Genomic DNA, 21,218 nt, shown 5'->3' with positions numbered 1-21,218 from the left:
TCGTGGACGTCCCACGTCTCGGGCACGTGACGCGGTGCGGAGTCACGGTGATGACTGGTGCGCCACACCCGGTCCGGCGAGACCGGGCGGCGCCCTGCCCAGCAGTAGGCTGGCAGGCATGCGTCAGTGGTTGTCCGAGCCGTCCGACCGGTTGGTCTTCACCGCACTCGAGCCCTCGGCCCACGCCGACGGCACGGTGCTGCTGCCCTTCCGGATCACCTCCCGTGATCACGAGGGGGCGCTCGAGTTCACCGAGCGGATCACCTTGCCCGGTGACGGCACCGACGCATCGACCGGCGCCGATCTCCCCACCGACGTGCTGCGTCTGCTGTCGCTGGCCGCGAGCTTGTCCTACTACAAGGCGCTGGCCCCGACGACGTACTCGGTCCCGGCCGGCCTGAGCCCGCGTGAGCGCACCTTCCTGGCCGAGGTGATCCTCAACGGTCTGGGCGAGTACGCCTACCGCAACCAGGTGCCGCACGCGCTGCGCCCCACGATCGAGGCTCCCGAACTGCCCAACGCGGTCGCGCCGACCGACTCCCGCACTCCGCAGGCCCCGACCCGTCCGCTGGTCGCGGTCGGTGGCGGCAAGGACTCGATCGTCACGATCGAGCAGCTGCGTGACCTCGGCGTCGAGTCCACTCTGTTCTCGGTCAACTCCTACGAGCCGATCGAGGCCACTGCTGTCGAGGCCGGTCTGCCGCTGCTGGTGGCACGCCGCACGCTGGACCCGCTGCTCTTCGAACTCAACGCCGCCGGTGCGCTCAACGGCCACGTCCCCGTCACCGCGGTGAACTCGCTCGTCGGCGTGCTCACCGCGCTCCGCAACGGCCAGGACGCGGTGGTCTTCTCCAACGAGGCGTCGTCGTCGTTCGGCAACGTCGCGTGGGAGGGCATCGACGTCAACCACCAGTGGAGCAAGGGCATCGGCTTCGAGCGTCTGCTCACCACCGCGATCGAGGGCCACCCGGTGCGGTACTTCTCGTTCCTGCGTCCCCTCACCGAGCTGGCGATCATGCGCCACTTCGCCCGGCTGGAGGACTACCACCCGGTCTTCACCAGCTGCAACCGTTCCTTCCACCTCGACGCCTCCAAGCGTCGCCGTTGGTGCGGCGAGTGCCCCAAGTGCCACTTCGTCTTCCTCTGCCTGGCCCCGTTCATGGGCCGCACCGAACTGCAGGCGATCTTCGCCGGACGCGACCTGCTCGCCGACCCCGCGCAGCGCGAGGGCTTCCTGGAGCTCCTCAACGTCGGCGGTCGTCTGAAGCCGTTCGAGTGCGTCGGCGAGCCCGACGAGTGCCGCGCCGCACTGACCCTGCTGCGTGACCACGCGGACTGGAAGGGCCATGAGTTCTTCGAACTGCCCGAGGTCGCCGACGCGTTCCTCGACGCCGTCTCGGTCGACGCCGCGTTCGGGTTCTCCGACGACCACCTGCTCCCCACGTCGTACGAGAAGGCTGCTCGTGAAGTTCTCTGACCTGTCCGGCCAGCGCGTCGTCGTCTGGGGCCTGGGACGCGAGGGCGCCTCCGTCCTGGAGCACTGCCGCGCCCTCGGCGTGGACGTCTCCGGTGCCGAGCCCGACCGTGAGGCCCCGACCGACGGCAGCGCGAACCCCGAGGCTGCCTACGGTGCTGCGGGCCGTGAGCGTCTGCTCGGCGCCGACGTCGTGATCAAGTCACCCGGCGTCCCGAAGGTGCACGAGCTGTACACCGCGCTGGTCGAGTCCGGGGTCGCGATCACTTCCCTCACCGATCTGTGGATCAGCGAGAACGCCGCCCGCGTCGTCGCCGTCACCGGCACGAAGGGCAAGTCGACCACTGCGACGCTGGTGCACCACGTGCTCACCCACGCCGGGTTCCGCTCCTCGTTGCGCGGCAACATCGGCACCTCGGTGCTCACCGAGACCGACCCACCGGCCGAGGTCGTCGTCATGGAGCTCTCCAGCTACCAGGCGCAGTCCCTGACGGTGAGCCCGCGCATCGTCGCGGTCACCTCGCTGTTCCCTGAGCACCTCACCTGGCACGGAGGTCTGGAGGAGTACTACTCCGACAAGCTCAACGCCGTCGCGCACGACCCCGAGTACGTCGTCGTCCCCGGTGACGACGCCCGCGTGCTGACCCGGGTCGCGGCGCAGATCTCCCCCAACGCACGTCTGCTCGTGACCGGCTACGACACCGACGAGGACGGCACCGACCCGAACTGGGTGGGCGTCGACGAGGAAGGTGCGCTGGTCTGGGCCGACGGCTCGTGGCTCGACGCCCTCGACCTGCCACTGGTGGGCCGCCACCACGCCGGCAACATCGCGATCGCACTGCGGATCACCGCTCTCTTCGGGGTGACGCGCGAGACCGCGGTGGAGGCGCTGGCGACGTTCACGCCGCTGCCGTACCGGATGGAGCGGATCGACTCCGCCGACCACCGCACCTGGATCGACGACTCCCTGGCCACCGCTCCGGAGGCCGTGATCGCCTCTCTGGCCGGTGTCGCGGGCCGTCGGGTCAGCGTCGTGGTGGGTGGCGACGACCGTGGCCTCGACTTCACCCCGCTGCTCGACCACGTGCGCGACAACAACGACGTGACGCTGCTGCTGATCGGGCCCTCCGGTGCCCGGATCGAGGCCGAGCACCCGGGTCTGGGACGACGGTTCGACTCCTTCGACGCTGCCGTGACGTGGGCCCGCTCTGACGAGAACACCGCCGAGGTGGTGCTGCTCTCCCCCGGCGCTCCCAGCTACGACGAGTTCGCGAACTACGAGGCTCGCTCCAAGGCGTTCCGCGCCGCGGCCCTCGTCGTCGACTGACACGCGCGGTGACTCAGACGCAGTGGTTCGAGGACGGCCGACGGGTCGCCCTCGACCCGCGCCTGTGGAGCGTGCGTGTGGGTGAGTTCCTGGGCTGCGGCTTCCGGGTCGCGGTCCCTGCGTGCGCCCCGCACCTCCGTGCCGAGGCGGTCGGGTTCGTCCGGTCCCAGGTCGGTGAGATCGCCGCGTTGCTGGGCGCCGCCGTCGACGACGCCCCGTTCGACGCCGCGCTGGCGGCCACCGGTCCGGTGCTGCTCGAGGGTGGCTGGGAGCCGGTCTTCCGGGGCCCGCTCGGGCCGCAACTCACGCGTCTCTCCCCCGGCCCGATGCCGAGCGATCCCGGTGCCCCCGGCCGGGACGGGGCACGGTTCCACCTCCTCCCCTGGCCCACGCCGGTCGGTTCACCGCTGACCAGCCTGCCGATGATCTCCACCCACGAGCAGGTCCTGGCCACCCGCCACCTCACGACGCTCGAGCCGACGGCGGGCGTCCGTGCCGTCGGGCTGTGGGCCCGCCCTGACGGCACCGTCGCCTCCAGCACTGCAGGAACCCTGTTCACCCACCACGACGGGGCATGGCGTCATGCGGCGCCGGGACCCGGCGTGGTCCCGACGTGGCTCGGCATCCGGGTGACACAGCAACTGCGCTCACGTCCCACTCACCTCCGCCACGACGACGCCATGCGCACTGCATGGGCGAGCGCCGACGGCTGGGGGCGCGTGACCTGCACCGACCCTGAGGCAGCACTGGACGACGTCGTCCGGACCTCGCTCGAACTCCCCTGACCTGCCGAGGCGTCAGTCCCGGTAGGCCTCTTCGATGTGCAGCGCACGATCGTCGGAGTAGTCGTCCTGCTCGGCGGCGAAGCCGCGTCCCACCCAGGCCGCGAGCAGCGTCGTCATCGGGACCGCAGCGACGAGACCGACGGTCGCCACGACGCTGCGGACCACTTCCTGGGCGATCAACTGGTCGGTGACGATCGCGGTGAAGGAGTCGTTGTTGGCCATGATCAGCACCAGCAGCGGCAGCGAGGATCCGGCGTAGGCCAGCACGATCGTGTTGATCACCGACGCGATGTGGGCACGGCCCACCCGGGCTCCGGCGGCGTAGAGGTCGCGGGTGCGGTGCTCGGGGTTGGCCCGGGCGATCTCGGCGACCGTGGCGGACTGGGTGACCGTCACGTCGTCGAGGACTCCCAGGGAGCCGATCATGATGCCGGCCAGCAGCAGCCCCTGGGCGTCGATGCCGTGGTTGAGGGTGATCGCCATCGAGAGGTCGTCGGTGACGCCGCTGAGATGCAGCGCGGAGACCGCTGCCCACGACAGCAGCCAGGTGACGGCGAGGCTGGCCAAGGTCCCGAGCACCGCGACGGTCGCGACCAGTCCGGTGCCGTGGGTGAGCGGCAGGACCACCAGCACGACGGCCGCACAGGTGATGAGGGCGGCCAGCACCGGAGCGGTCCCGGCGAGCACGGCGGGGACGAAGAAGAGGGTGATCAGAGCGAAGGTGACGCCGAGCCCGAGCAGGGAGCGCAGTCCGCGCAGGCGTCCGAAGGCGAGGACCGCGAGGGTGAATCCGATGGCGAGCAGCCAGAGGCCGCCGCCACGCTGGTGGTCAACGACGCCCCACACCGCATCGACGCCGACACTGTCGGTTCCGGTCGCCACGACGTCGTCCCCCGCGGAGACGCTGACCGCTCCGGGGCCGTGCGGCAACGGGACCTCGATCCGGTCACCGTCCGCGACACCGGCCGAGGCTGCCGCGTCGTCGCCGGGGTGCATCTCCAGTACCGCGGTGCCGCAGGGCTCCTGCGCGGTGGAGAGGTCCTCAGGACAGCCCTCCGCGTCGACGCTGAGGACGTTCGCGGGGATGTGTGCGGGCTGATCACGTTCCTCACGCTCGATGGAGCCGGGCCAGAGCCAGACCAGCGCGACGAGGGTGAGCAAGCCCAAAGGCACCATGACGGCCAGTGCCGCCTGGCGCATGCGGCGGGTCTCCACGGTCGGGGTGTGGGCGTGGTTGCCTCCCACGGTGCCTCCTGTTCTCCGGGATCGGTCGGTGGAACGGTAGTCGCCCCCAGTGGTACGAACCTCTTCGAGGCTGGCCCTGCGTCCTCGCCTGCGTCCTCGCCTGCGTCCTCGCCTGCGCGCCGCGGCTGAGCGCACGGAATCCGAGACGGCTGTCTCACCACATGAGGTGTCCATTGTCAGCCGTGCAGCACGCCTCCATCCTGAGCCCATGGCACTGGTGAGGTCGGCGGGCATCCGCGGCTTCCGCGGCTTCGTCGCCGAACTCGGCGGGGACGCGGAGGAGATCGCCGTGCGCTGCGGCCTCCCGGTCGACGCCCTCGACACCGGCGAGATGCTGGTCCACGACTCCGCGGTCGCGCTGGCGCTGGAGGTGGCCGCGACCGAACTGGACTGCCCCGACTTCGGGGTCCGCTTGGGGAGTCGCCAGGACATCAGCCTGCTCGGCCCGCTGGGGGTCGCGGTGCGGCACGCCGCGACGCTGGCCGATGCCGTCGAGTCGGTGACCTCCTACCTCTTCGCCCATGCCCAGGGGATGCGGATCCAGTCCGTCGACGACCCGCAGGGCACTCCCGGCGTGGTGGCGCTGCGCTACGACGTGGGCCCCGGACGTCCCACCGCGGTGCAGGCCACCGGCCTGGTGCTCTCCTTCATCCATCGCGCGGGCCTGGAACTCAGCGGTGGGCCGTACGGTCTGCGGACCGTCGACCTGCCCCACCGTCCCCCGGCGTTGGAGTCCTACGAACGCCACTTCGGGGTGCCGGTGCGGGTCAACCGTCCCACCGCGTTGATGCGGGTGGCCTCCAACCTCTCGACCGCTCCGCTGCCCGGACGCGACGACGAGATGCGCCGTCTGGCCGAGGCGATGCTGGCGCGCCAGACCCGCCACCCCGAGACCGAGGTCGTGGACCTGCTGCGTTCGTCGTTGGCCTCGTTGCTCAGCCAGGGGACGCCGACGCTGGCGCGGGTCGCCACCCAGCTGGCGGTCCATCCCCGCACCCTGCAGCGCAGCCTGGAGAACTCGGGCACGACGTTCGGTCAGGTCCTCGACGACCTCCGTCGCCAGACGGCCCGGCACTTGCTCACCTCCACCACCCTGCCGATGGGTCAGGTGGCCCGCGAGGTGGGCTACGCCGAGGCGGCGACGTTCTCCCGCAAGGCTCGAGCATGGTGGGGCATGTCGCCGCTGGCTGTGCGCAAAGGCGTCGCCTCGTCGTGATCCGACAAAATTGTGTCGCAGTACGACAACGATGGTGATCCTCGTTACGCGACGGTTGACCCGGGAGAAACGAACACCAGCGCTCCCGGGAAACGCATCGACACGGTCCTGACCTGTCGGCCCCGGGACGCTCGTCCGTCAGGGAGAGAACATGAATCGCACCACCCGCGCAGGCATCGCGGCACTGAGCGCAGCACTGGGACTTGGGAGCGTCCTGGTCGCCGGCCCCAGTGTCAACGCAGCAGACACCACGAGCGCCGGCGCAGGGACGTCCTTCTACGACGTGCCCTCGACGCTGCCCGCCCAGGACGGCACCGTGGTCAAGACCGAGGCCATGAAGCTGGGGATCACGTTCCCGCAGCTCGGCAAGGACACCAAGCTGCCCGGCACCGCCACCCGGATCATGTACAAGTCCACCGACGACGGCGGCCAGCCGGTCGGCGTCTCGGGCACCTACATCGAGCCGAGCAAGAAGTGGACCGGCAAGGGCGCCCGCCCGCTGGTCTCCTACTCCGTGGGCACCCAGGGAGTCGCCGATGCCTGTGCTCCGTCCAAGACCTTGGAGTCGTTCCTCAACGTCGAGGACAACAAGTTCATGGTCGGCTACGAGGTTCCCTCGATCTACGGCCTGCTCAGCAAGGGCATCGCCGTGGTCGTCACCGACTACGTCGGCCTGGGCACCACCAACCGGGTCCACACCTACATGAACCGCCGCGACCAGGCCCACGCCGTCCTCGACGCCGCCCGCGCCGCCCTGTCGCTGCCCAACACCTCGATCTCGGCCGCGTCCCCGATCGGCCTCTACGGCTACTCCCAAGGTGGTGGCGCCGCTGCCGCGGCCGCCGAGTTGGCCCCCACCTACGCCCCCGAACTCAACCTCAAGGGCGCCTACGCGGGCGGCCCGCCGGCCGACCTCTTCAAGGTGATGGAGTCGATCGACGGCACCCTGCTCACCGGCGCGATCCCGTGGGCGATCAACGCCATGGCCACCTACCGCACCGACCTGCACCCCTACATCGGCAAGCTGGTCAACGCCAAGGGTGCTGCCTACCTGGAGAAGGCCAAGGACCAGTGCATCGTCGACACCGTCCTGGCCGCAGGGTTCACCAAGACGTCGACCTGGACCCAGTCGGGCAAGGCTGCCTCCGTCGACGTCGGCAAGTCCCCCGAACTCGTCGCCGCGGTCGACCACAACCGGATCGGCAAGCTCAAGCCCCAGGTCCCGGTCATGGTTCTCACCGGCACCAAGGACGACGCCGTCGCTCACGGCCAGGCCAAGCAGCTCGCCGTCGACTGGTGTGGACGTGGCGCCAACGTCACGTACAAGCCGGTCACGCAGCTCTTCTCCAGCGGCGGCCTGCTGCTGACCCACATGACCCCGATGATCACCGAGATGAGCAGCTCACAGAAGTGGCTCGTCGAGCGCCTCGAGGGCAAGTCGGTGACCTCCAACTGCTCCGCCGTCAGCCGAATGCAGTGACCCCACACGGAGGGCGGGCCCGTACGGGTCCGCCCTCCGTCGTGCCGTGACCACCTCGGCGGCCGCCATGGCGGACCGGGCACACTGGTGGAGTGAGCGAGATGCAGGAGACCCGTGTGACACCGGACGAGGACTGGTCACGCAGCGACACGCTCGCGGACCTGGTGCTCCCCTACCGGTTCGGGCTGGCGGAGGTGCTCACCAAGATCACCATCCTGCGCGAGGAACTCACCCACCGCGGCGAGGGCAACCCGATCGAGCACGTCAGCTCCCGGCTCAAGACGCCCGCCTCGATCCAGTCCAAGGCCGCCCGTCTGGGGATCACCCACCCCGCCGACGCCGTCGCGAGCCTCAACGACGTCGCCGGAATCCGCGTGGTGTGCAGCTTCATCTCCGACGCGTACCGCGTCCTGGAGATGCTGACCCGTCAGCCCGACCTGACGGTGCTCGCGGTCAAGGACTACGTCGCCCACCCCAAGGAGAACGGCTACCGCAGCATCCACCTGATCGTGCAGATCCCGGTCTTCCTCTCCACCGGCGTCGAGCACCCCCGCGTCGAGGTGCAGATCCGCACCGTCGCGATGGACTTCTGGGCCAGCGTCGAGCACAAGATCTACTACAAGTTCGACAAGGCGATCCCCGACGAACTCCGCGAGGAGCTTGCTCATGCCGCGCAGGTCTCCCACGATCTGGACCAACGCATGATGGCGTTGCACCGGGTGGTCCACGGCACCATCTGAGTCACGCCTCAGTACGCGACGTTCTCCTCCAGACGCGTCGTCAGCTCCGAGAGCAGACGCACCAGGGCCACGTGGTCGTCGTCGTCGAGCCCTGAGAGGAGCTCCCGGTCGATCTCCAACTGCCGGGAGAAGTGCTCGGTGTGCAGGGCCAGACCGGCGTCGGTGATCCGGGCCCAGATCACCCGACGGTCGCGCTCGTCGACGATCCGGTCCACGAGCCCCCGGGCGTGCAACACCTTGAGCCGTTTCGTGACCGCCGCCCCCGAAACGGCCGTTTCCCGGGCGAGGTCGCCGGGGGTGACGTCGCGTTGGAGCCGACGCAGCGTGCCCAGCAGGTCGAACTCGCCCCGGTTGAGCCCGGTGGGTTCGAGGTGCGAGTCGATCCCGACGAAGATGGTGCTGAGTCGGTGGATCCTGGCGATCACCTCGACCGCTGAGATGTCGAGTTCGGGTGCCACGTGCCGCCACTGCTGGATGAGTCGAGCCACGGCGTCGGGTCCCGTTCCGGGAGCAGGATCAGCCGAGGGCGCGGACGGGAGGTGCGGAGTGGCATTCATCGCCGCCCATCATGACCCACCTCCAGCAGCGCCCGGTAGGCATTCTGCTCAGCTGCGGCCACAGCCTCCTCGTCGTGACGCTGCTGCCACCACTCACCCGACGCAGAGGCGACGGCACCACGGAGCGTCGCGTGGGCCTCGTAGACCCGGCGCCGCGCGAGCTGCAGTTGCTCAGGCGTGGACTCCTCGCACTCCCCCACCGACTCCGCCCAGACGGCGGCCTCGTCGAGCGCCGCGGTCGTCTGGACGACACGGCGGTGCAGGTGCGGGTTGGGGACGGCGAGGCAGACCAACAACGCCACCGCGACGCCGACCACGGTGTCGAGGAGGCGGTCTCCGACCAGGTCGGAGACCGGGGCGTCCTGACCGAACTCCGACATCAGCAGCGCCATCGGGGTCACCAGCGCCATGCCGAACACGTAGGTGCGGGGCACCACGAACTCGACGACGGCGTTGAGGCCCAGGATCAGCACCACCGACCACATCGGGTGGATGTCGGTCAGTGGCGCCAGCGCCATGAACACGAACACACCCACCACGGTGCCGAGCGTGCGGGCCGGGAAACGCTGCCAGGTCAGAGTCAGGTTGACCTGCACCATGGACGCGGCGGTCACGATCGCCCAGTAGGGGCGACCCACACCGAGTGCGTGCGAGAGCAGACCGGCGAGCAGGGTGGCGAACAGGGTGCGGACCAGGTACGGAGTGGCGGGCGAGCCGGGACGGAAGGCGCCCAGGACCGCGGAGGAGACCAACCCTGTGGCCATGCAGCGGGGAGCCAACGAGACGCCGTGGGTGCGGTGCGCGGCAGCAGGCGCTCCGGCCCAGCCGCGGGCGCGTCCTACAGCAGCTCGCAGGTCGACGGCCAGCACGGCGCGGGGTTCGGTGGTCACGCGCTCGGCCAGCATCAGCTCCGCGACGAGTGCGTCACGGGTGCTGGAGGGGTGCGCGTGGGCGAGAGCGCCCCAGGCGTCACGCAGAGCGCCGACCAGCGTTGCGGAGGTGGCGGCCGTGGGCCCCTCGGCGTGGGCGGCAGCTGCGAGCAGGGCAACGGAGACGGTGCGGCGCTCAGGTCCGTGACGACGCACGAGGGCGGGCGCCATCACCACCGACCAGGCCAGGACGGCGCCGGCGATGCCGAGCCCGGCGTGACCCCAGACGTCGTTCCAGTTCTGGGAGGAGAACACCAGCCCGGAGAAGACGAAGATCGGGAGCAGCGGGCCGGGCGCTCCGACCGTGGAGGCTTCGAATGCAACCTTGACGACGGCGCTGAGCACCGCGGCGACGACGATCTGGAGCCAGACGTTGTCGGTGGCCGCACCCACGCAGAGGCTCACGGCCAGGCCCACGCACCAGAGTGCGACGAACTGCCCCATCAGGACCGCGCGGCGTCGGTAGGGGACGCCGTGGCCGTAGACCGCGACGAGGCCTCCCGACAGCGTGTAGAGCGCGAGCTCGACCTGACCGAGGGACCAGAGCAGGAGCGCGGGCAGCATGCCGGCGATCACGGTACTGAGGGCCGGCTTGTGCCAGGGGTGGTGCGGGAGGCTGCGCACCTTCCAGGTGGGGGCGACGGAGAGGTCGGGGCGGATCCGCTCCGCCTGCGCTGATGGGGACGACATCAGTCCATTGAACCAGATCTTTTACCTGTAAAAGGATCGCTGTCCCCGGCGGCACAGGCCCTGGTCTCCTGCACGAAATGCACCAGAGGCCCGGATCCTCGAAGGATCCGGGCCTCTGGCCTTTGTAGCGGGGACAGGATTTGAACCTGCGACCTCTGGGTTATGAGCCCAGCGAGCTACCGAGCTGCTCCACCCCGCGTCGGTGAAACCAACGGTACACCGACGATCCCAGGAAGTCACATCCGCCCCGCCCGTCGCACTGAGCGGGCCTCCCTGGGCGACCTACTCCTCGAGGTCGTCCCAGGCGCGCGCCAGCCACCACGCCTGCATGCCGCCCAGCGCCGACCACGGATCGATGTCGGTCACCTCCGCGAACCGCTGCACACGGTTGCGCACGGTGTTGGGGTGCACGAACAGCTCCCCCGCCACCGCCACCGCGTCCCGATCACACTCCGCCCACCGGCGCACGGTGCGCGCGACTGCTGCACGGGAGGGCCCCAGCGCGCGCCCAGCCCCTTCCTGACCGGCCACCAGCACCTGCTCCAGGTCGGGGCGCGAGAGCAACGCCGCCACGGCGGCGACCTCGGCGACGTGCACCACACCTGCACGACGCACCGCTTCGGCCGCGGTCAGCGCAGCCAAGGCCTGACGATGCGCCGCACCGAGTTCGTCCGCGGCCACCGGACCTGCCACCGCGACGACGTCCGCCTCCGGGCCCGGACTCGCCGGGGCCGCCCCCAGCACCGCGACGAGGGCGCCACCCACTCGCCCGCGCACCCCGAGCGTGGTGACACCGCGGGTCTCCCCCGCGACCCGGGCCAACCGCCTGAGCCCGCCGTCGCCATCACCCCGCGTCACCGCGACCCACACACCGGAGGAGGGCAGACCGAGTTCGGCCGCGGCCAGCGCCGCCACCGACCCGCCCTCCAGCAGGCGTCGCAGCAGCACGGCACGGCGGTCACGCCCCGGACCGGCAGCAGCCGCGTCGGCCTCCCGGTGGGCCCGGATCAGCCGCGAGCGGACCACGCCGGCCCAGTCGTCATAGAGTTCCCGGGCATCGAGCAGCACTTCCGGCGGCAGGCCAGCGGCGGCCGCCGTCTCCCGGGCCCGGCTCCACACCACGCGTTCGGAGACGTGCACCGCACTGAGCAGCACGTCGACCGGAATGCCCTGGGCAGCCCGGGCCACTCCGAGCTCCTCCACGAACGCGAGCTCGGCCTCGGTGGGTCCGCGGCGTCCAGCCAAGGCACGTGTGCCCGCAGTCAGCAGCGCACGGGTGTGGCCGGCCATGTCCGAGACCGGCAGGAAGGCGACCTCGGTGACCATCGAACGGACCCCCGCCACCACCTGCGGCAGCAAGGTCTCGTCGGCCAGGACGTGCTCCATGAGCTCGACGAAGGCCGCCCACCCAGCTGGCTCTCCTGCCCCTTCGGGACGTCCCGAGGTCAGGCCGGCCCCGTGCGTGACTGCTGCGCTCATGGTCCCAGCGTGCCGCAGAGCACCGTCCGGTTGTGACTGAACACAAGTACACACTCTTTTCGGGTGCCGGATTCCACCCTCGCCGGCCTTTCGGGGCCCTAGCGTTGTGCCTCAGACCACACTGACTGCGGCCACCCCCGCCGGTCGTCCTCCGAGGAGCCTGAGATGAACCACCCCGTGCGCGTCGCCGTCATCGGCGCCGGAGCTGCCGGACTGGCCGCCACCAAGGCCTTGGTCGGCATCGGCGCCGACGTCGTCACCTACGAGAAGGGCGATCGCGCCGGAGGACTCTGGGTCCGCGGCAACTCCAGTGGCCTGTCCCCGGCCTACGACTCCCTCCACCTCAACACCAGCAAGGGACGCACCGAGTTCGCCGCCTACCCGATGCCGGCGGCGTGGCCCGACTACCCCTCGGCCGACCTCGTCGCGGGCTACCTGGCCGACTACGCCGACGCCTTCGGCGTCACCGAACGGATCCGTTTCTCCACCAGCGTCGAGCAGGTCACCCGCCTCGCCACCGGCCGCTGGGCCGTGACCAGTGACGACGCCACCACCGAGGAGTTCGACTCCGTCGTCGTCGCCAACGGCCACAACTGGGACCCCAAGTGGCCCTCGCCGGCCTACCCGGGCGCGTTCGACGGCCTCCAGATGCATGCCCACGACCACCGCAGCGCCGAGACCTACCGCGACCGTCGCGTCGTCGTGGTCGGCATGGGGAACTCCGCGATGGACATCGCCGTCGACGCCTCCTACGTCACCGAGCACCCGGTGATGCTCTCGGCCCGCCACGGCGTGCACATCCTGCCCAAGTACCTCTTCGGCAAGCCCGCCGACGCCACCGGCGCCGCCATGGCCGCGCTGCCGTGGAAGGTCCGGCAGCGGATCGCGGAGACCACGCTGCGTCTGGCCGTGGGACGCCCGGAGCAGTACGGCCTCCCCGCTCCCGCCGGTGGCTTCTTCCAGAACCACCCCACGATCTCCGACACGATCCTGCACCGCCTCACCCACGGCGCCGTGGTCTCGCGTCCGGGCATCGAGCGTCTCGACGGCGACGCGGTGGTCTTCACCGACGGGCGCCGCGAACAGGCCGACGTCATCGTCTGGGCCACCGGCTACCGGGTGACCATCCCGTTCCTGGACAGCACCTGGCTCGGCGACGACCCGCAGACGATGCCACTGCACCACCGCGTCTTCCACCTGCAGGACCCCTCGCTGGCCTTCGTCGGACTCATGCAGTCCACCGGTGCAGCGCTGCCCGTCGTGGAGGCGCAGGCGAACCTCGTCGCCGCCCACCTCGCTGGCCGATACGCCCTTCCCTCCCCCGCCGCTCAGCAGGCCCGGGCTGCCGCCGACCTCGTCGCCGCCCGCGAACGGTGGGGCGAGAAGCGCCCCGCGATGCGGATCGACTTCGACCGCTACCTGGCCGACACCACCCGTGAGCTCGACGCCGGACGACGCCGTCTCGCCGAGGGTTCCGCCCCGTTCGTCCCCGTCACCACGACCGACGCCTCGACCACCACCGCCACGCAGGAGACCTCCGCATGAACCTCGACACCCTCCTCGGCGGCGGACGCCGCTCCGCGACCGGCCTGCGCGTCGTCATCACCGGCGCCTCGGGCACCTTCGGACGTGCACTCAGCACCACCCTCACCAGCATGGGTGCCCACGTCGTCGGGCTCGACGTCGCTCCCCGCGAGGACGACCCCGTCACCGTGCTGGCCTGCGACGTGACCGACGACGAGAGCACCAGCTCCGCGGTCGCCCGGGCGATCGAGATCCTCGGCGGGCTCGACCTGCTGGTCAACAACGCCGGCATCGGCGGCCCTGCCCCAGCAGAGCTCGCGCCGAGCGCCGAGGTCCGACGTCAGCTGGAGATCAACCTGCTGGGGACGTGGCGGGTCAGCGCCGCCGCGTCACCGGCCCTGGTCGCCTCCCGGGGCCGCGTCGTCATGGTGGCCTCCCGGATGGCCGTCATGCAGTTGCCGCTGGCAGCCGCCTACGGAGCGTCCAAGCGCGCGATGGTGGCCTACGCCGACGCCCTGCGGATGGAGTTGGGCGGACTGGTCGGCGTCAGCTGCGTCTACCCGTCCTCGGTGCGGTCCCCGATCCACGACTCCACCGCCGCGGCCGGCCTCTCCCTGGAGGGAATGAGTTCGTACGAGTCGGTGGAGGGCGTCGTCGACACCGTCCTGGCGGCTGCCCTGTCGAAGCGTCAGCGCCGCGACCTGCCCACCTCTCCGCGCGGCCGGGTCGAGTTCTTCCTGGCCCGGCACTTCCCGCTGTTGACCGACCGGATCGTGCGCACGACGTTCGTCTCCCGGGTCGCGTCGGGTGCCTTCGACGACGCCGAACTGGCCCAGGGCGCCGTCGCCCGTCGCGACCTCGTGGCCGGGGCCGAGCGATGAGCAGCACCGACGTCGCCGCTGCCTCCCCCGAGGACGCCGCGGCCGCGAGCAGCTCCGGCACCGAGGGCAACCGCGCCCGCCCCGCGGATCTGGCCGCCTACGCGACCGGCTCCCTGGGCATGGGTGTCTGGGTGACGGTGCCCGGCATGCTGCTGCTCTACTTCATGACCAACTCGCTCGGGGTCTCGCCGTTCTGGGCCGGTCTGGCACTGCTGCTGCCCAAGATCCTCGACGCCGTCGTGCACCCGACCTTCGGCACCTGGTCGGACCGGCTGGCCCGACGTCACGGCCACCGGCGCTCGATGCTGCGCTGGGGCGTGCTGCTGGCTGTCGCCATGGGTGCGATGTTCGCCGTCCCGGCCGGACTCACCGGCGGCTCGGCGGCACTGTGGGTGGCCGGCTGGTACGTGGTGGGCAACCTGCTCTTCGCCTCCTTCCAGGTGCCGTACCTGACGACGCCGTCGGACATGGAAGTCGGCTACCACGAGCGCACCCGCGTCTTCATGGTGCGGATGGTGTTCCTGACCGTCGGTCTGCTCGCAGCCGGTGTCGTAGCCCCGGCGATGGTCAAGGACGGCGCCCGCTCGAGCTACTCCATGATGGCGGTGTGCTTGGGCGTGGTGATGGTGCTCAGCGCACTGGTCGCGATCCGCGGCGTGCGTCATCTCACCGAGACCTGCGGCTTCCGCACCCCCGACGACGCCGGACACCGCTCCACGTGGAGCGACGTGAAGGTGGCGTGGGCCGACCGCGACTTCCGCCTGTTGGTGCTCTCCTACCTGTTCACCGGAACCACCACCCACCTGGTGCTGGCGGCCGTGCCGTTCTACGCCGAGTTCGTGCTCGGTCGCAGCGGCCTGACCGCTGTGCTGATGGGCGGCTTCCTGGCTCCGGCCCTCTTCGCCTCGCCGGTCTGGATGCGGGTCTCGCGCCGCATCGGCAAGCAGCGTGGACTGGTGCTGAGCCAGACGATGTTCATCGTCGGGACCGCCGTGCTGGTGGTCGGTGAGCGTCTGGGCGTCGCCGTCACCGTCGCCGTGGTGGTGCTGCTCGGCGTCGCGTTCGCGGGCCTGCAGCTCTTCGCGTTCTCGATGGTTCCCGACGCCGTGGCCGCCGCCGAGCGCAGCGGCTCCTCGCGCGCCGGGTCCTACACCGGCGTGTGGACGGCGACCGAAGCCGTCGGCACCGCGATCGGCCCCTACGTCTACTCGGCCGTCCTCGCCGTCGGTGGATTCGCCGCCGCGGTGAACGGCGACAGCGTCCCCCAGACCGACGGCGCGGTCGACGCCGTGCTGATCGGCTTCACCCTCGTGCCGGCGGTGCTGATGACGGTGGCGGTGCTGTTCCAGCGCCTGTGCCGCCTCGACGCCTCCGCACCGTTGAAGTGACGGGGCTGCTCCTGGGTCTCGCACTGCTGGGCATCCTGCTCGGCGCGGTCGCCCAGGCGGCCACCGGCATGGGCTTCTCGCTGGTGGCGGCCCCGATGCTGGTGGTGCTGCTGGGCCCGCGTGAAGGCGTGGCCGCAACCCTCGTCCTCGGGGCCCTCAGTTCGGTGCTCCCGCTGGTCCGCGACGGGCGCCACGCCCAGCCCCGGACCGTCGCAGGGATGCTCGTCCCGACGCTGCTGTGCACTCCGCTGGTGGCCTGGGCGGTCAGCGACCTCGACGTCCGGTGGATGGCGCTGGCCAGTGGCGTCGGGATCGTGGCGGCGGTGACCCTGCTGGCCTGCGGTCTCCGCTCCCCGCGTCTCGGCACCCCCACGGCGGCCGCCGCGGCGGGCGTCGCGAGTGCCGGACTGAGCGTCGTCGGCGGTGTGGGTGGTGCCGCGATCGGCATCTACGCCGCCAACGCCGGATGGTCGCCGCGCGTGGCTCGGGCCAACCTGCACTGGTACTTCCTCGTGCAGAACTCCGCGACGGCGGTGCTGCTCGGCGCGCACCTGCCCTCACCGGCACAGGTCGCGACGCTGTGCACAGGCACCGCGGTGGGCATGGTCGTCGCCACCCGGGTCGCCGATCCCGTGATCCGGGGCGGCGTCCTCGCGCTGTCGATGGCGGGTGGCCTCGGACTGATCGGCGCCGCCTGGTGAGCGGCTGGTGACCGGCTGGTGAACGTCTGACGCGTCGCAGTGGACAACTCACAGCGGCCAACTCGCAGCGGCCAACTCAGAGCGGACAGCAAGAAGGCCCTGATCCGTGAGGACCAGGGCCTTCTGCATCTGTGTAGCGGGGACAGGATTTGAACCTGCGACCTCTGGGTTATGAGCCCAGCGAGCTACCGAGCTGCTCCACCCCGCGTCGGTGATTCAGAACCTACACGTTGCTCGGCCAGATTCCCCATCGGCGCGGCCAGCCCGTCTCCTCGGCGTCCGCGGCGGCGTCAGCCGACGACGGTCGAACGCCACGCCGCAGCCAACGCGACGAGGTCGCGCGCGGGGCCCTCGGGTGGCTGCTCACCACCGGCCCACACTGCGTGCAGGACCCGGGTGAGGTCGACGTCGGAAACCTCGATCTGCAGCAGGCGGCCCTGGGCGATGTCGTCACTCACCGCCTGCGCGCCGAGTGCCGCGGGGCCGGCTCCGGCAGCGACCGCCGAGCGGACCGAGGCAGTGGTGGAGAGTTCGATCGCCGGCGGGACCGTCTCCAGCCCGTCGAGTGCACGCTCCAGGACGGTGCGGGTGCCCGACCCGGCCTCGCGCACCACCAGCGGCGTCATCGCGAGCTGGGCAGCGGTCACCGAGCGGGAACGCAGCCGCGCCCACGGATGATGGGGCCCCACCACGACGACGAGCTCGTCGACTCCCACCTTGCGACTGCCCAGGTCGGCAGGCGCCTCCGGCCCCTCGATGAAACCGAGGTCGACCGCACCGGAGCGCACCAGGTCGACGACGCGTGCGGAGTTCGCGGCCGTCATCGTCAGTTCAGGGGCCGAGCGCCCCAGCGCGAGGTGGCGTGAGCGTAGGGCGACCATCCAGCCGGGCAACATGTGCTCGGCGATGGTGAGGCTGGCGGCGACGTCGAGGTGGGCGTTGCGTTCGCGATTCAGGCCACGGATGCCGGCGTCGAGCACCCGGGCAGCCTCGACCACCGGGAGCGCGAGGTCGGCGAGACGTCGTCCGGTCTCGGTGAGGCGCGAGCCGTGGCGCGAGCGCGCCAGCAAGGTCTCACCCACGAGCCCCTCCATCGTGCGCATCCGCGACGAGGCCGCCTGCTGGGTGATGCCGAGCTCTGCAGCCGCCATTCCCAGTGATCCATGTCTCATGACGGCAAGCAGCAGTTCGAGAGAACGCAGGTCCGGGACATGGCTGCCAAGCATGGCACAAGGCTACCTTGTGACAACCCAGTCACAATGGCTTTGTGTGAGGTTGGTGCAGGGGCGAACAATGGGAGGCATGACTCTCCGCGTTGCTGTGGTCGGTGCCGGTCCTGCCGGAATCTACGCCGCCGACATCCTGACCAAGTCCGACGTCGACGTCTCCGTCGACCTCTTCGAGCGCCTCCCCGCACCGTTCGGCCTCGTCCGCTACGGCGTCGCCCCGGACCACCCGCGGATCAAGGAGATCATCAAGGCTCTCCAGCGCGTCATGGCCAAGCCCGAGGTCCGCTTCGTCGGCAACGTCGACTTCGGCACCGACGTCAAGCTCGAGGACCTGGCTGAGTTCTACGACGCCGTCATCTTCTCCACCGGCGCCATGGCCGACCGCGACATGCGCATCCCCGGCGAGGACCTCAAGCGCTCCTACGGTGCCGCCGACTTCGTCTCCTGGTACGACTCCCACCCCGACGTCCCCCAGACGTGGGACTTCGGCGACGGCACCCACACGGCCGTCATCGGCGTCGGCAACGTCGCCCTCGACGTCGCCCGCGTGCTCGCCAAGACCGGCGACGAGATGCTCGTGACCGACATCCCGGCCCAGGTCCACGCCGGCCTCAAGGCCAAGAAGATCACCGACGTCCACGTCTTCGCCCGCCGCGGCCCGGCGTACGCCAAGTTCTCCCCGATGGAGCTGCGCGAGCTCAACCACTCGCCCAACGTCGAGGTCATCGTGCACCCCGAGGGTTTCGAGGTCGACGACCACTCGATGGAGCACATCGCCAAGCACAAGACCCACAAGCTGGTCCTGGACATCCTGGCCAACTGGGTCGGCCGCGACATCGAGGGCAAGGACCACCGCATCCACCTCCACTTCATGGAGGCCCCCAGCGAGATCCTCGGCGAGAACGGCGAGGTCGTCGGCATCCGCACCGAGCGCACCGAGCTCGTCGGCGACGGCTCCGTGCGTGGCACCGGCGAATTCACCGACTGGCCCGTCCAGTCGGTCTACCGCGCCGTCGGCTACGCCTCCTCCCCGCTCCCGGGCCTGCCGTTCGACGAGAAGAACTTCGTCATTCCCAACGACGGCGGTCGCGTGATCGGCATCGACGGCGAGTTCGTCCCGAACACCTTCGTCACCGGCTGGGTCAAGCGTGGACCGGTCGGCCTCATCGGTCACACCAAGTCCGACGCCGCCGAGACCGTCGGCCACGTCCTGGAGACCACCACCGAGACCGCCACGGCTCGCTCCACCGAGGACGTCGACGCGTTCCTGCGCGAGCGCGGCGTCGACTTCATCACCCTGACCGACTGGGAGAAGATCGACGCCGCCGAGATCGCCCTGGGTGAGGCCCAGGACCGTCTGCGCGTCAAGCTCCCCACCCGCGAGGACATGATCGGCGCCGCTCGCGCCTGATTCCCCGGCAGCAGCACGAAGGGCCCCGTCCTGACGGACGGGGCCCTTCGTCGTTCACGCACGTTCAGTCCTCGTGGTGCGGCGCACGCAGAGGCTTCGGCGCGTGCAGGTCGAGAACGACCGCCACCATCCGCCACGTGAAGCAGATCAGCGCCGCGGTGACCGGGACGAAGAGGCCCCAGCCGAACGACGGCACCAGCACCACCAGCGCCGCCGCCGCGAGCGCCGGGATCGCGTACAGCTCCTGACGCAGGACGGTGGGGACCTGGCGCAGCATCATGTCGCGGATCGTTCCGCCGCCGACGCCCGTCACCGCGCCCAGGATGATCGCCTGCACCGGGCCGAGTCCGAACTCGACCGCCTTGTGCGCGCCGGTCACCGCGAAGAGGCTCAGGCCGGCGGCGTCGAGGACGGTGATCGGCATCGTGAGCCGGTCGAGCCGGCTGCCCAGCACGAACGCGACCATCGAGCCCAACGCAGCCACCGCGAGATAGCGCCAGTCGCTGAACGTCGCCGGTGGGGTGTCGCCGATCATCAGGTCACGCACGATGCCGCCGCCCACGGCGGTGACGGTGCCCAGCGTGAGGACGCCGATGATGTCGACGTTGGCCAGCCGGATCGCCACCAGAGCCCCGTTGAGGGCGAACGCGAAGGTGCCGATCAGGTCGAGCGTGAGAAGAACAGGGTCGAGAGTCACCCCGCCATCATCGTTCCCCCGTGCGGCTATGACGCCCCGCGTGCCCCGACGTCACCCCCAAACGTGGGCCCGCACACACCCCAACGCCTCACCAGCACCACGCAGCCTCACCGGCGTGAATGACAGAAGGCCCTGATCCGTGAGGATCAGGGCCTTCTGCATTTGTAGCGGGGACAGGATTTGAACCTGCGACCTCTGGGTTATGAGCCCAGCGAGCTACCGAGCTGCTCCACCCCGCGTCGGTGAAACCAACCGTACACGGGGCCCGGTCAAACACCTATTCGGGCCCTCCTCGGCCACACGTCCGGGCAGTCGAGGCGATGCCCGTCGATCCGGGTCGATCACCCTGACATGAAATGACAGAAGGCCCGGATCCGTGAGGATCCGGGCCTTCTGTGCTTCGTAGCGGGGACAGGATTTGAACCTGCGACCTCTGGGTTATGAGCCCAGCGAGCTACCGAGCTGCTCCACCCCGCGTCGGTGAAACCAACCGTACACGCCTCCTCGCGCAACACCTATTCGATCGGCGCCCCACCCGCCCTGATTGACTGACAGTGCCCCCACCCCCTTGCCAGGAAGTGACACACCATGACGCACGTGGACGACACCGCGTTCCCGGCCCAGCAGCAGGAACTGCCCGGCCTCACCACCGCCATGACCCCCACCCCCGACCACGGCGAGAGCTCCTACGTCGGGCACGGACGCCTGGCCGGCAAGCGTGCGCTGATCACCGGCGGGGACTCCGGAATCGGACGCGCGGTCGCGATCGCCTACGCCCGTGAGGGCGCTGACGTCGCGTTCACCCACCTGCCGGTGGAGGCCGAGGACGCCGCCGAGACCGCGCGCTGGGTCCGTGAGGCAGGCGTGCGCTGCGTGGCGATCGAGGCCGACTTCACCTCCTCCGCCGTCTGCGACGACGTCGTGGCGCGCACCGTCGAGACGTTCGGCGGCCTGGACGTCCTGGTCAACAACGCCGGCTACCAGGAGGCCCGGGTCTTCGGGCTGGAGGCGATGGACGACGCCCGGATCGAGCGCACCGTCACCACCAACCTGTCGGCGCTGATGTGGATGACCCGCGCCGCGCTCCCCCACTTGGAGGCCGGCGACAGCGTCGTCAACAACTCCTCCATCCAGGCGTTCACGCCGTCGACGACGTTGCTCGACTACGCCGCGACCAAGGCTGCGGTCAACAACTTCACCGTCAACCTCGCGGCCGACCTGGGCCCCCGCGGGATCCGGGTCAACGCCGTCGTCCCCGGCCCGGTGTGGACTCCCCTGCAGCCGGCCTCGCAGCCGGCGTCGAAGATCGAGCAGTTCGGTCGCAACGTGCCGTTCGGGCGGGCAGCCCAGCCGGCCGAGCTGGCCGGGGCGTTCGTGTTCCTGGCCGACCCGGTGGCTGCGAGCTACGTCTCGGGCACCGTCCTGGGCGTGACGGGCGGCAAGCCGGTCTTCTGACCTCCCAGCC

18 protein-coding genes and 4 tRNA genes are annotated in these 21,218 nt (G+C 70.4%); 12 read left to right on the top strand and 10 right to left on the bottom strand.

Annotation, left to right across the window (positions count from 1 at the left end; all coding sequences use genetic code 11):
* Positions 1-118 precede the first annotated feature (118 nt).
* The 3 genes from EOV43_RS15340 to EOV43_RS04675 are packed head-to-tail and all read left to right on the top strand — an operon-like array spanning position 119 to position 3,586.
* Positions 119-1,477 carry a MurL-like N-terminal domain-containing gene (locus tag EOV43_RS15340; RefSeq protein WP_164878723.1) on the top strand — a complete coding sequence of 453 codons (1,359 nt, stop codon included), beginning with the start codon at positions 119-121 and terminating at the stop codon, positions 1,475-1,477.
* A complete protein-coding gene (gene murD / locus EOV43_RS04680; RefSeq protein WP_164878722.1) occupies positions 1,464-2,801 on the top strand; it encodes a UDP-N-acetylmuramoyl-L-alanine--D-glutamate ligase in 1,338 nt (445 codons plus the stop codon). The genes EOV43_RS15340 and murD overlap by 14 nt, the downstream gene beginning before the upstream one ends.
* Positions 2,802-2,809: 8 nt before the next feature.
* Complete coding sequence (locus EOV43_RS04675; RefSeq protein ID WP_128219900.1) at positions 2,810-3,586, top strand: hypothetical protein; 777 nt, start codon at positions 2,810-2,812, stop codon at positions 3,584-3,586.
* Positions 3,587-3,598: 12 nt separating this feature from the next.
* Here EOV43_RS04675 and EOV43_RS04670 read toward each other — a convergent pair whose 3' ends face one another.
* A complete protein-coding gene (locus EOV43_RS04670) occupies positions 3,599-4,831 on the bottom strand; it encodes a YibE/F family protein (RefSeq protein ID WP_206611393.1) in 1,233 nt (410 codons plus the stop codon).
* Between the two features lie 208 nt (positions 4,832-5,039).
* Between EOV43_RS04670 and EOV43_RS04665 the strand changes: the two genes are divergently transcribed.
* From EOV43_RS04665 to EOV43_RS04655, 3 genes are all read left to right on the top strand, one after another.
* Positions 5,040-6,047: an AraC family transcriptional regulator gene (locus EOV43_RS04665; RefSeq protein ID WP_128219899.1), complete on the top strand. Its 1,008-nt coding sequence runs from the start codon at positions 5,040-5,042 to the stop codon at positions 6,045-6,047.
* Between the two features lie 151 nt (positions 6,048-6,198).
* Positions 6,199-7,527, top strand: a complete 1,329-nt coding sequence (locus EOV43_RS04660) for a lipase family protein (protein WP_128219898.1) — start codon at positions 6,199-6,201, stop codon at positions 7,525-7,527.
* A 101-nt stretch (positions 7,528-7,628) separates the two neighbouring features.
* Complete coding sequence (locus tag EOV43_RS04655; RefSeq protein ID WP_128222148.1) at positions 7,629-8,267, top strand: GTP pyrophosphokinase; 639 nt, start codon at positions 7,629-7,631, stop codon at positions 8,265-8,267.
* An 8-nt stretch (positions 8,268-8,275) separates the two neighbouring features.
* Here the strand turns inward: EOV43_RS04655 and EOV43_RS04650 are convergent, their stop codons facing one another.
* From EOV43_RS04650 to EOV43_RS04635, 4 genes are all read right to left on the bottom strand, one after another.
* Complete coding sequence (locus EOV43_RS04650) at positions 8,276-8,824, bottom strand: MarR family winged helix-turn-helix transcriptional regulator (RefSeq protein WP_128219897.1); 549 nt, start codon at positions 8,822-8,824, stop codon at positions 8,276-8,278.
* A complete protein-coding gene (locus EOV43_RS04645; protein WP_128219896.1) occupies positions 8,821-10,443 on the bottom strand; it encodes an FUSC family protein in 1,623 nt (540 codons plus the stop codon). The genes EOV43_RS04650 and EOV43_RS04645 overlap by 4 nt, the downstream gene beginning before the upstream one ends.
* Before the next feature lie 125 nt (positions 10,444-10,568).
* A tRNA-Met gene (locus EOV43_RS04640) sits at positions 10,569-10,642 on the bottom strand.
* Positions 10,643-10,725: 83 nt separating this feature from the next.
* Positions 10,726-11,922 carry a helix-turn-helix domain-containing protein gene (locus tag EOV43_RS04635; RefSeq protein WP_128219895.1) on the bottom strand — a complete coding sequence of 399 codons (1,197 nt, stop codon included), beginning with the start codon at positions 11,920-11,922 and terminating at the stop codon, positions 10,726-10,728.
* A 165-nt stretch (positions 11,923-12,087) separates the two neighbouring features.
* Here EOV43_RS04635 and EOV43_RS04630 point away from each other — a divergent pair, with 165 nt between their 5' ends.
* The 4 genes from EOV43_RS04630 to EOV43_RS04615 are packed head-to-tail and all read left to right on the top strand — an operon-like array spanning position 12,088 to position 16,416.
* Positions 12,088-13,467 carry a flavin-containing monooxygenase gene (locus EOV43_RS04630; protein WP_128219894.1) on the top strand — a complete coding sequence of 460 codons (1,380 nt, stop codon included), beginning with the start codon at positions 12,088-12,090 and terminating at the stop codon, positions 13,465-13,467.
* Positions 13,464-14,327 (top strand): SDR family NAD(P)-dependent oxidoreductase, encoded by an 864-nt coding sequence (locus tag EOV43_RS04625; RefSeq protein ID WP_128219893.1) that lies wholly within the window; start codon positions 13,464-13,466, stop codon positions 14,325-14,327. Before EOV43_RS04630 ends, EOV43_RS04625 begins: the two co-directional genes overlap by 4 nt.
* Entirely contained in the window at positions 14,324-15,715 is a 1,392-nt protein-coding gene (locus EOV43_RS04620; RefSeq protein ID WP_128219892.1) for an MFS transporter, read from the top strand. The genes EOV43_RS04625 and EOV43_RS04620 overlap by 4 nt, the downstream gene beginning before the upstream one ends.
* A complete protein-coding gene (locus EOV43_RS04615) occupies positions 15,712-16,416 on the top strand; it encodes a TSUP family transporter (RefSeq protein WP_128219891.1) in 705 nt (234 codons plus the stop codon). Before EOV43_RS04620 ends, EOV43_RS04615 begins: the two co-directional genes overlap by 4 nt.
* A gap of 134 nt (positions 16,417-16,550) precedes the next feature.
* Here the strand turns inward: EOV43_RS04615 and EOV43_RS04610 are convergent.
* Positions 16,551-16,624, bottom strand: a tRNA-Met gene (locus EOV43_RS04610).
* Between the two features lie 82 nt (positions 16,625-16,706).
* Positions 16,707-17,642: a LysR family transcriptional regulator gene (locus EOV43_RS04605; RefSeq protein ID WP_128219890.1), complete on the bottom strand. Its 936-nt coding sequence runs from the start codon at positions 17,640-17,642 to the stop codon at positions 16,707-16,709.
* A 76-nt stretch (positions 17,643-17,718) separates the two neighbouring features.
* Here EOV43_RS04605 and EOV43_RS04600 point away from each other — a divergent pair, with 76 nt between their 5' ends.
* On the top strand, positions 17,719-19,056 hold the full coding sequence (locus EOV43_RS04600) for an FAD-dependent oxidoreductase (protein ID WP_128219889.1): 1,338 nt from the start codon (positions 17,719-17,721) through the stop codon (positions 19,054-19,056).
* Positions 19,057-19,120: 64 nt separating this feature from the next.
* On the opposite strand, the gene EOV43_RS04595 is transcribed toward EOV43_RS04600, so the two are convergent.
* The 3 genes from EOV43_RS04595 to EOV43_RS04585 all read right to left on the bottom strand — a co-directional run bounded on the left by EOV43_RS04595 (position 19,121) and on the right by EOV43_RS04585 (position 20,230).
* Positions 19,121-19,753 carry a trimeric intracellular cation channel family protein gene (locus EOV43_RS04595; protein WP_128219888.1) on the bottom strand — a complete coding sequence of 211 codons (633 nt, stop codon included), beginning with the start codon at positions 19,751-19,753 and terminating at the stop codon, positions 19,121-19,123.
* A 165-nt stretch (positions 19,754-19,918) separates the two neighbouring features.
* Positions 19,919-19,992, bottom strand: a tRNA-Met gene (locus tag EOV43_RS04590).
* A 164-nt stretch (positions 19,993-20,156) separates the two neighbouring features.
* Positions 20,157-20,230 (bottom strand) — tRNA-Met (locus tag EOV43_RS04585).
* A gap of 111 nt (positions 20,231-20,341) precedes the next feature.
* On the opposite strand from EOV43_RS04585, the gene EOV43_RS04580 reads away from it, so the two are divergent.
* Positions 20,342-21,208: an SDR family oxidoreductase gene (locus EOV43_RS04580; protein ID WP_128219887.1), complete on the top strand. Its 867-nt coding sequence runs from the start codon at positions 20,342-20,344 to the stop codon at positions 21,206-21,208.
* The last annotated feature ends 10 nt before the right edge of the window (positions 21,209-21,218 follow it).

It is taken from the genome of Nocardioides yefusunii, from assembly GCF_004014875.1.
GTDB lineage: Bacteria > Actinomycetota > Actinomycetes > Propionibacteriales > Nocardioidaceae > Nocardioides > Nocardioides yefusunii.
Note: the sequence above shows the minus strand (reverse complement) of the source record. Positions and strands in the feature narration are given on the sequence as shown.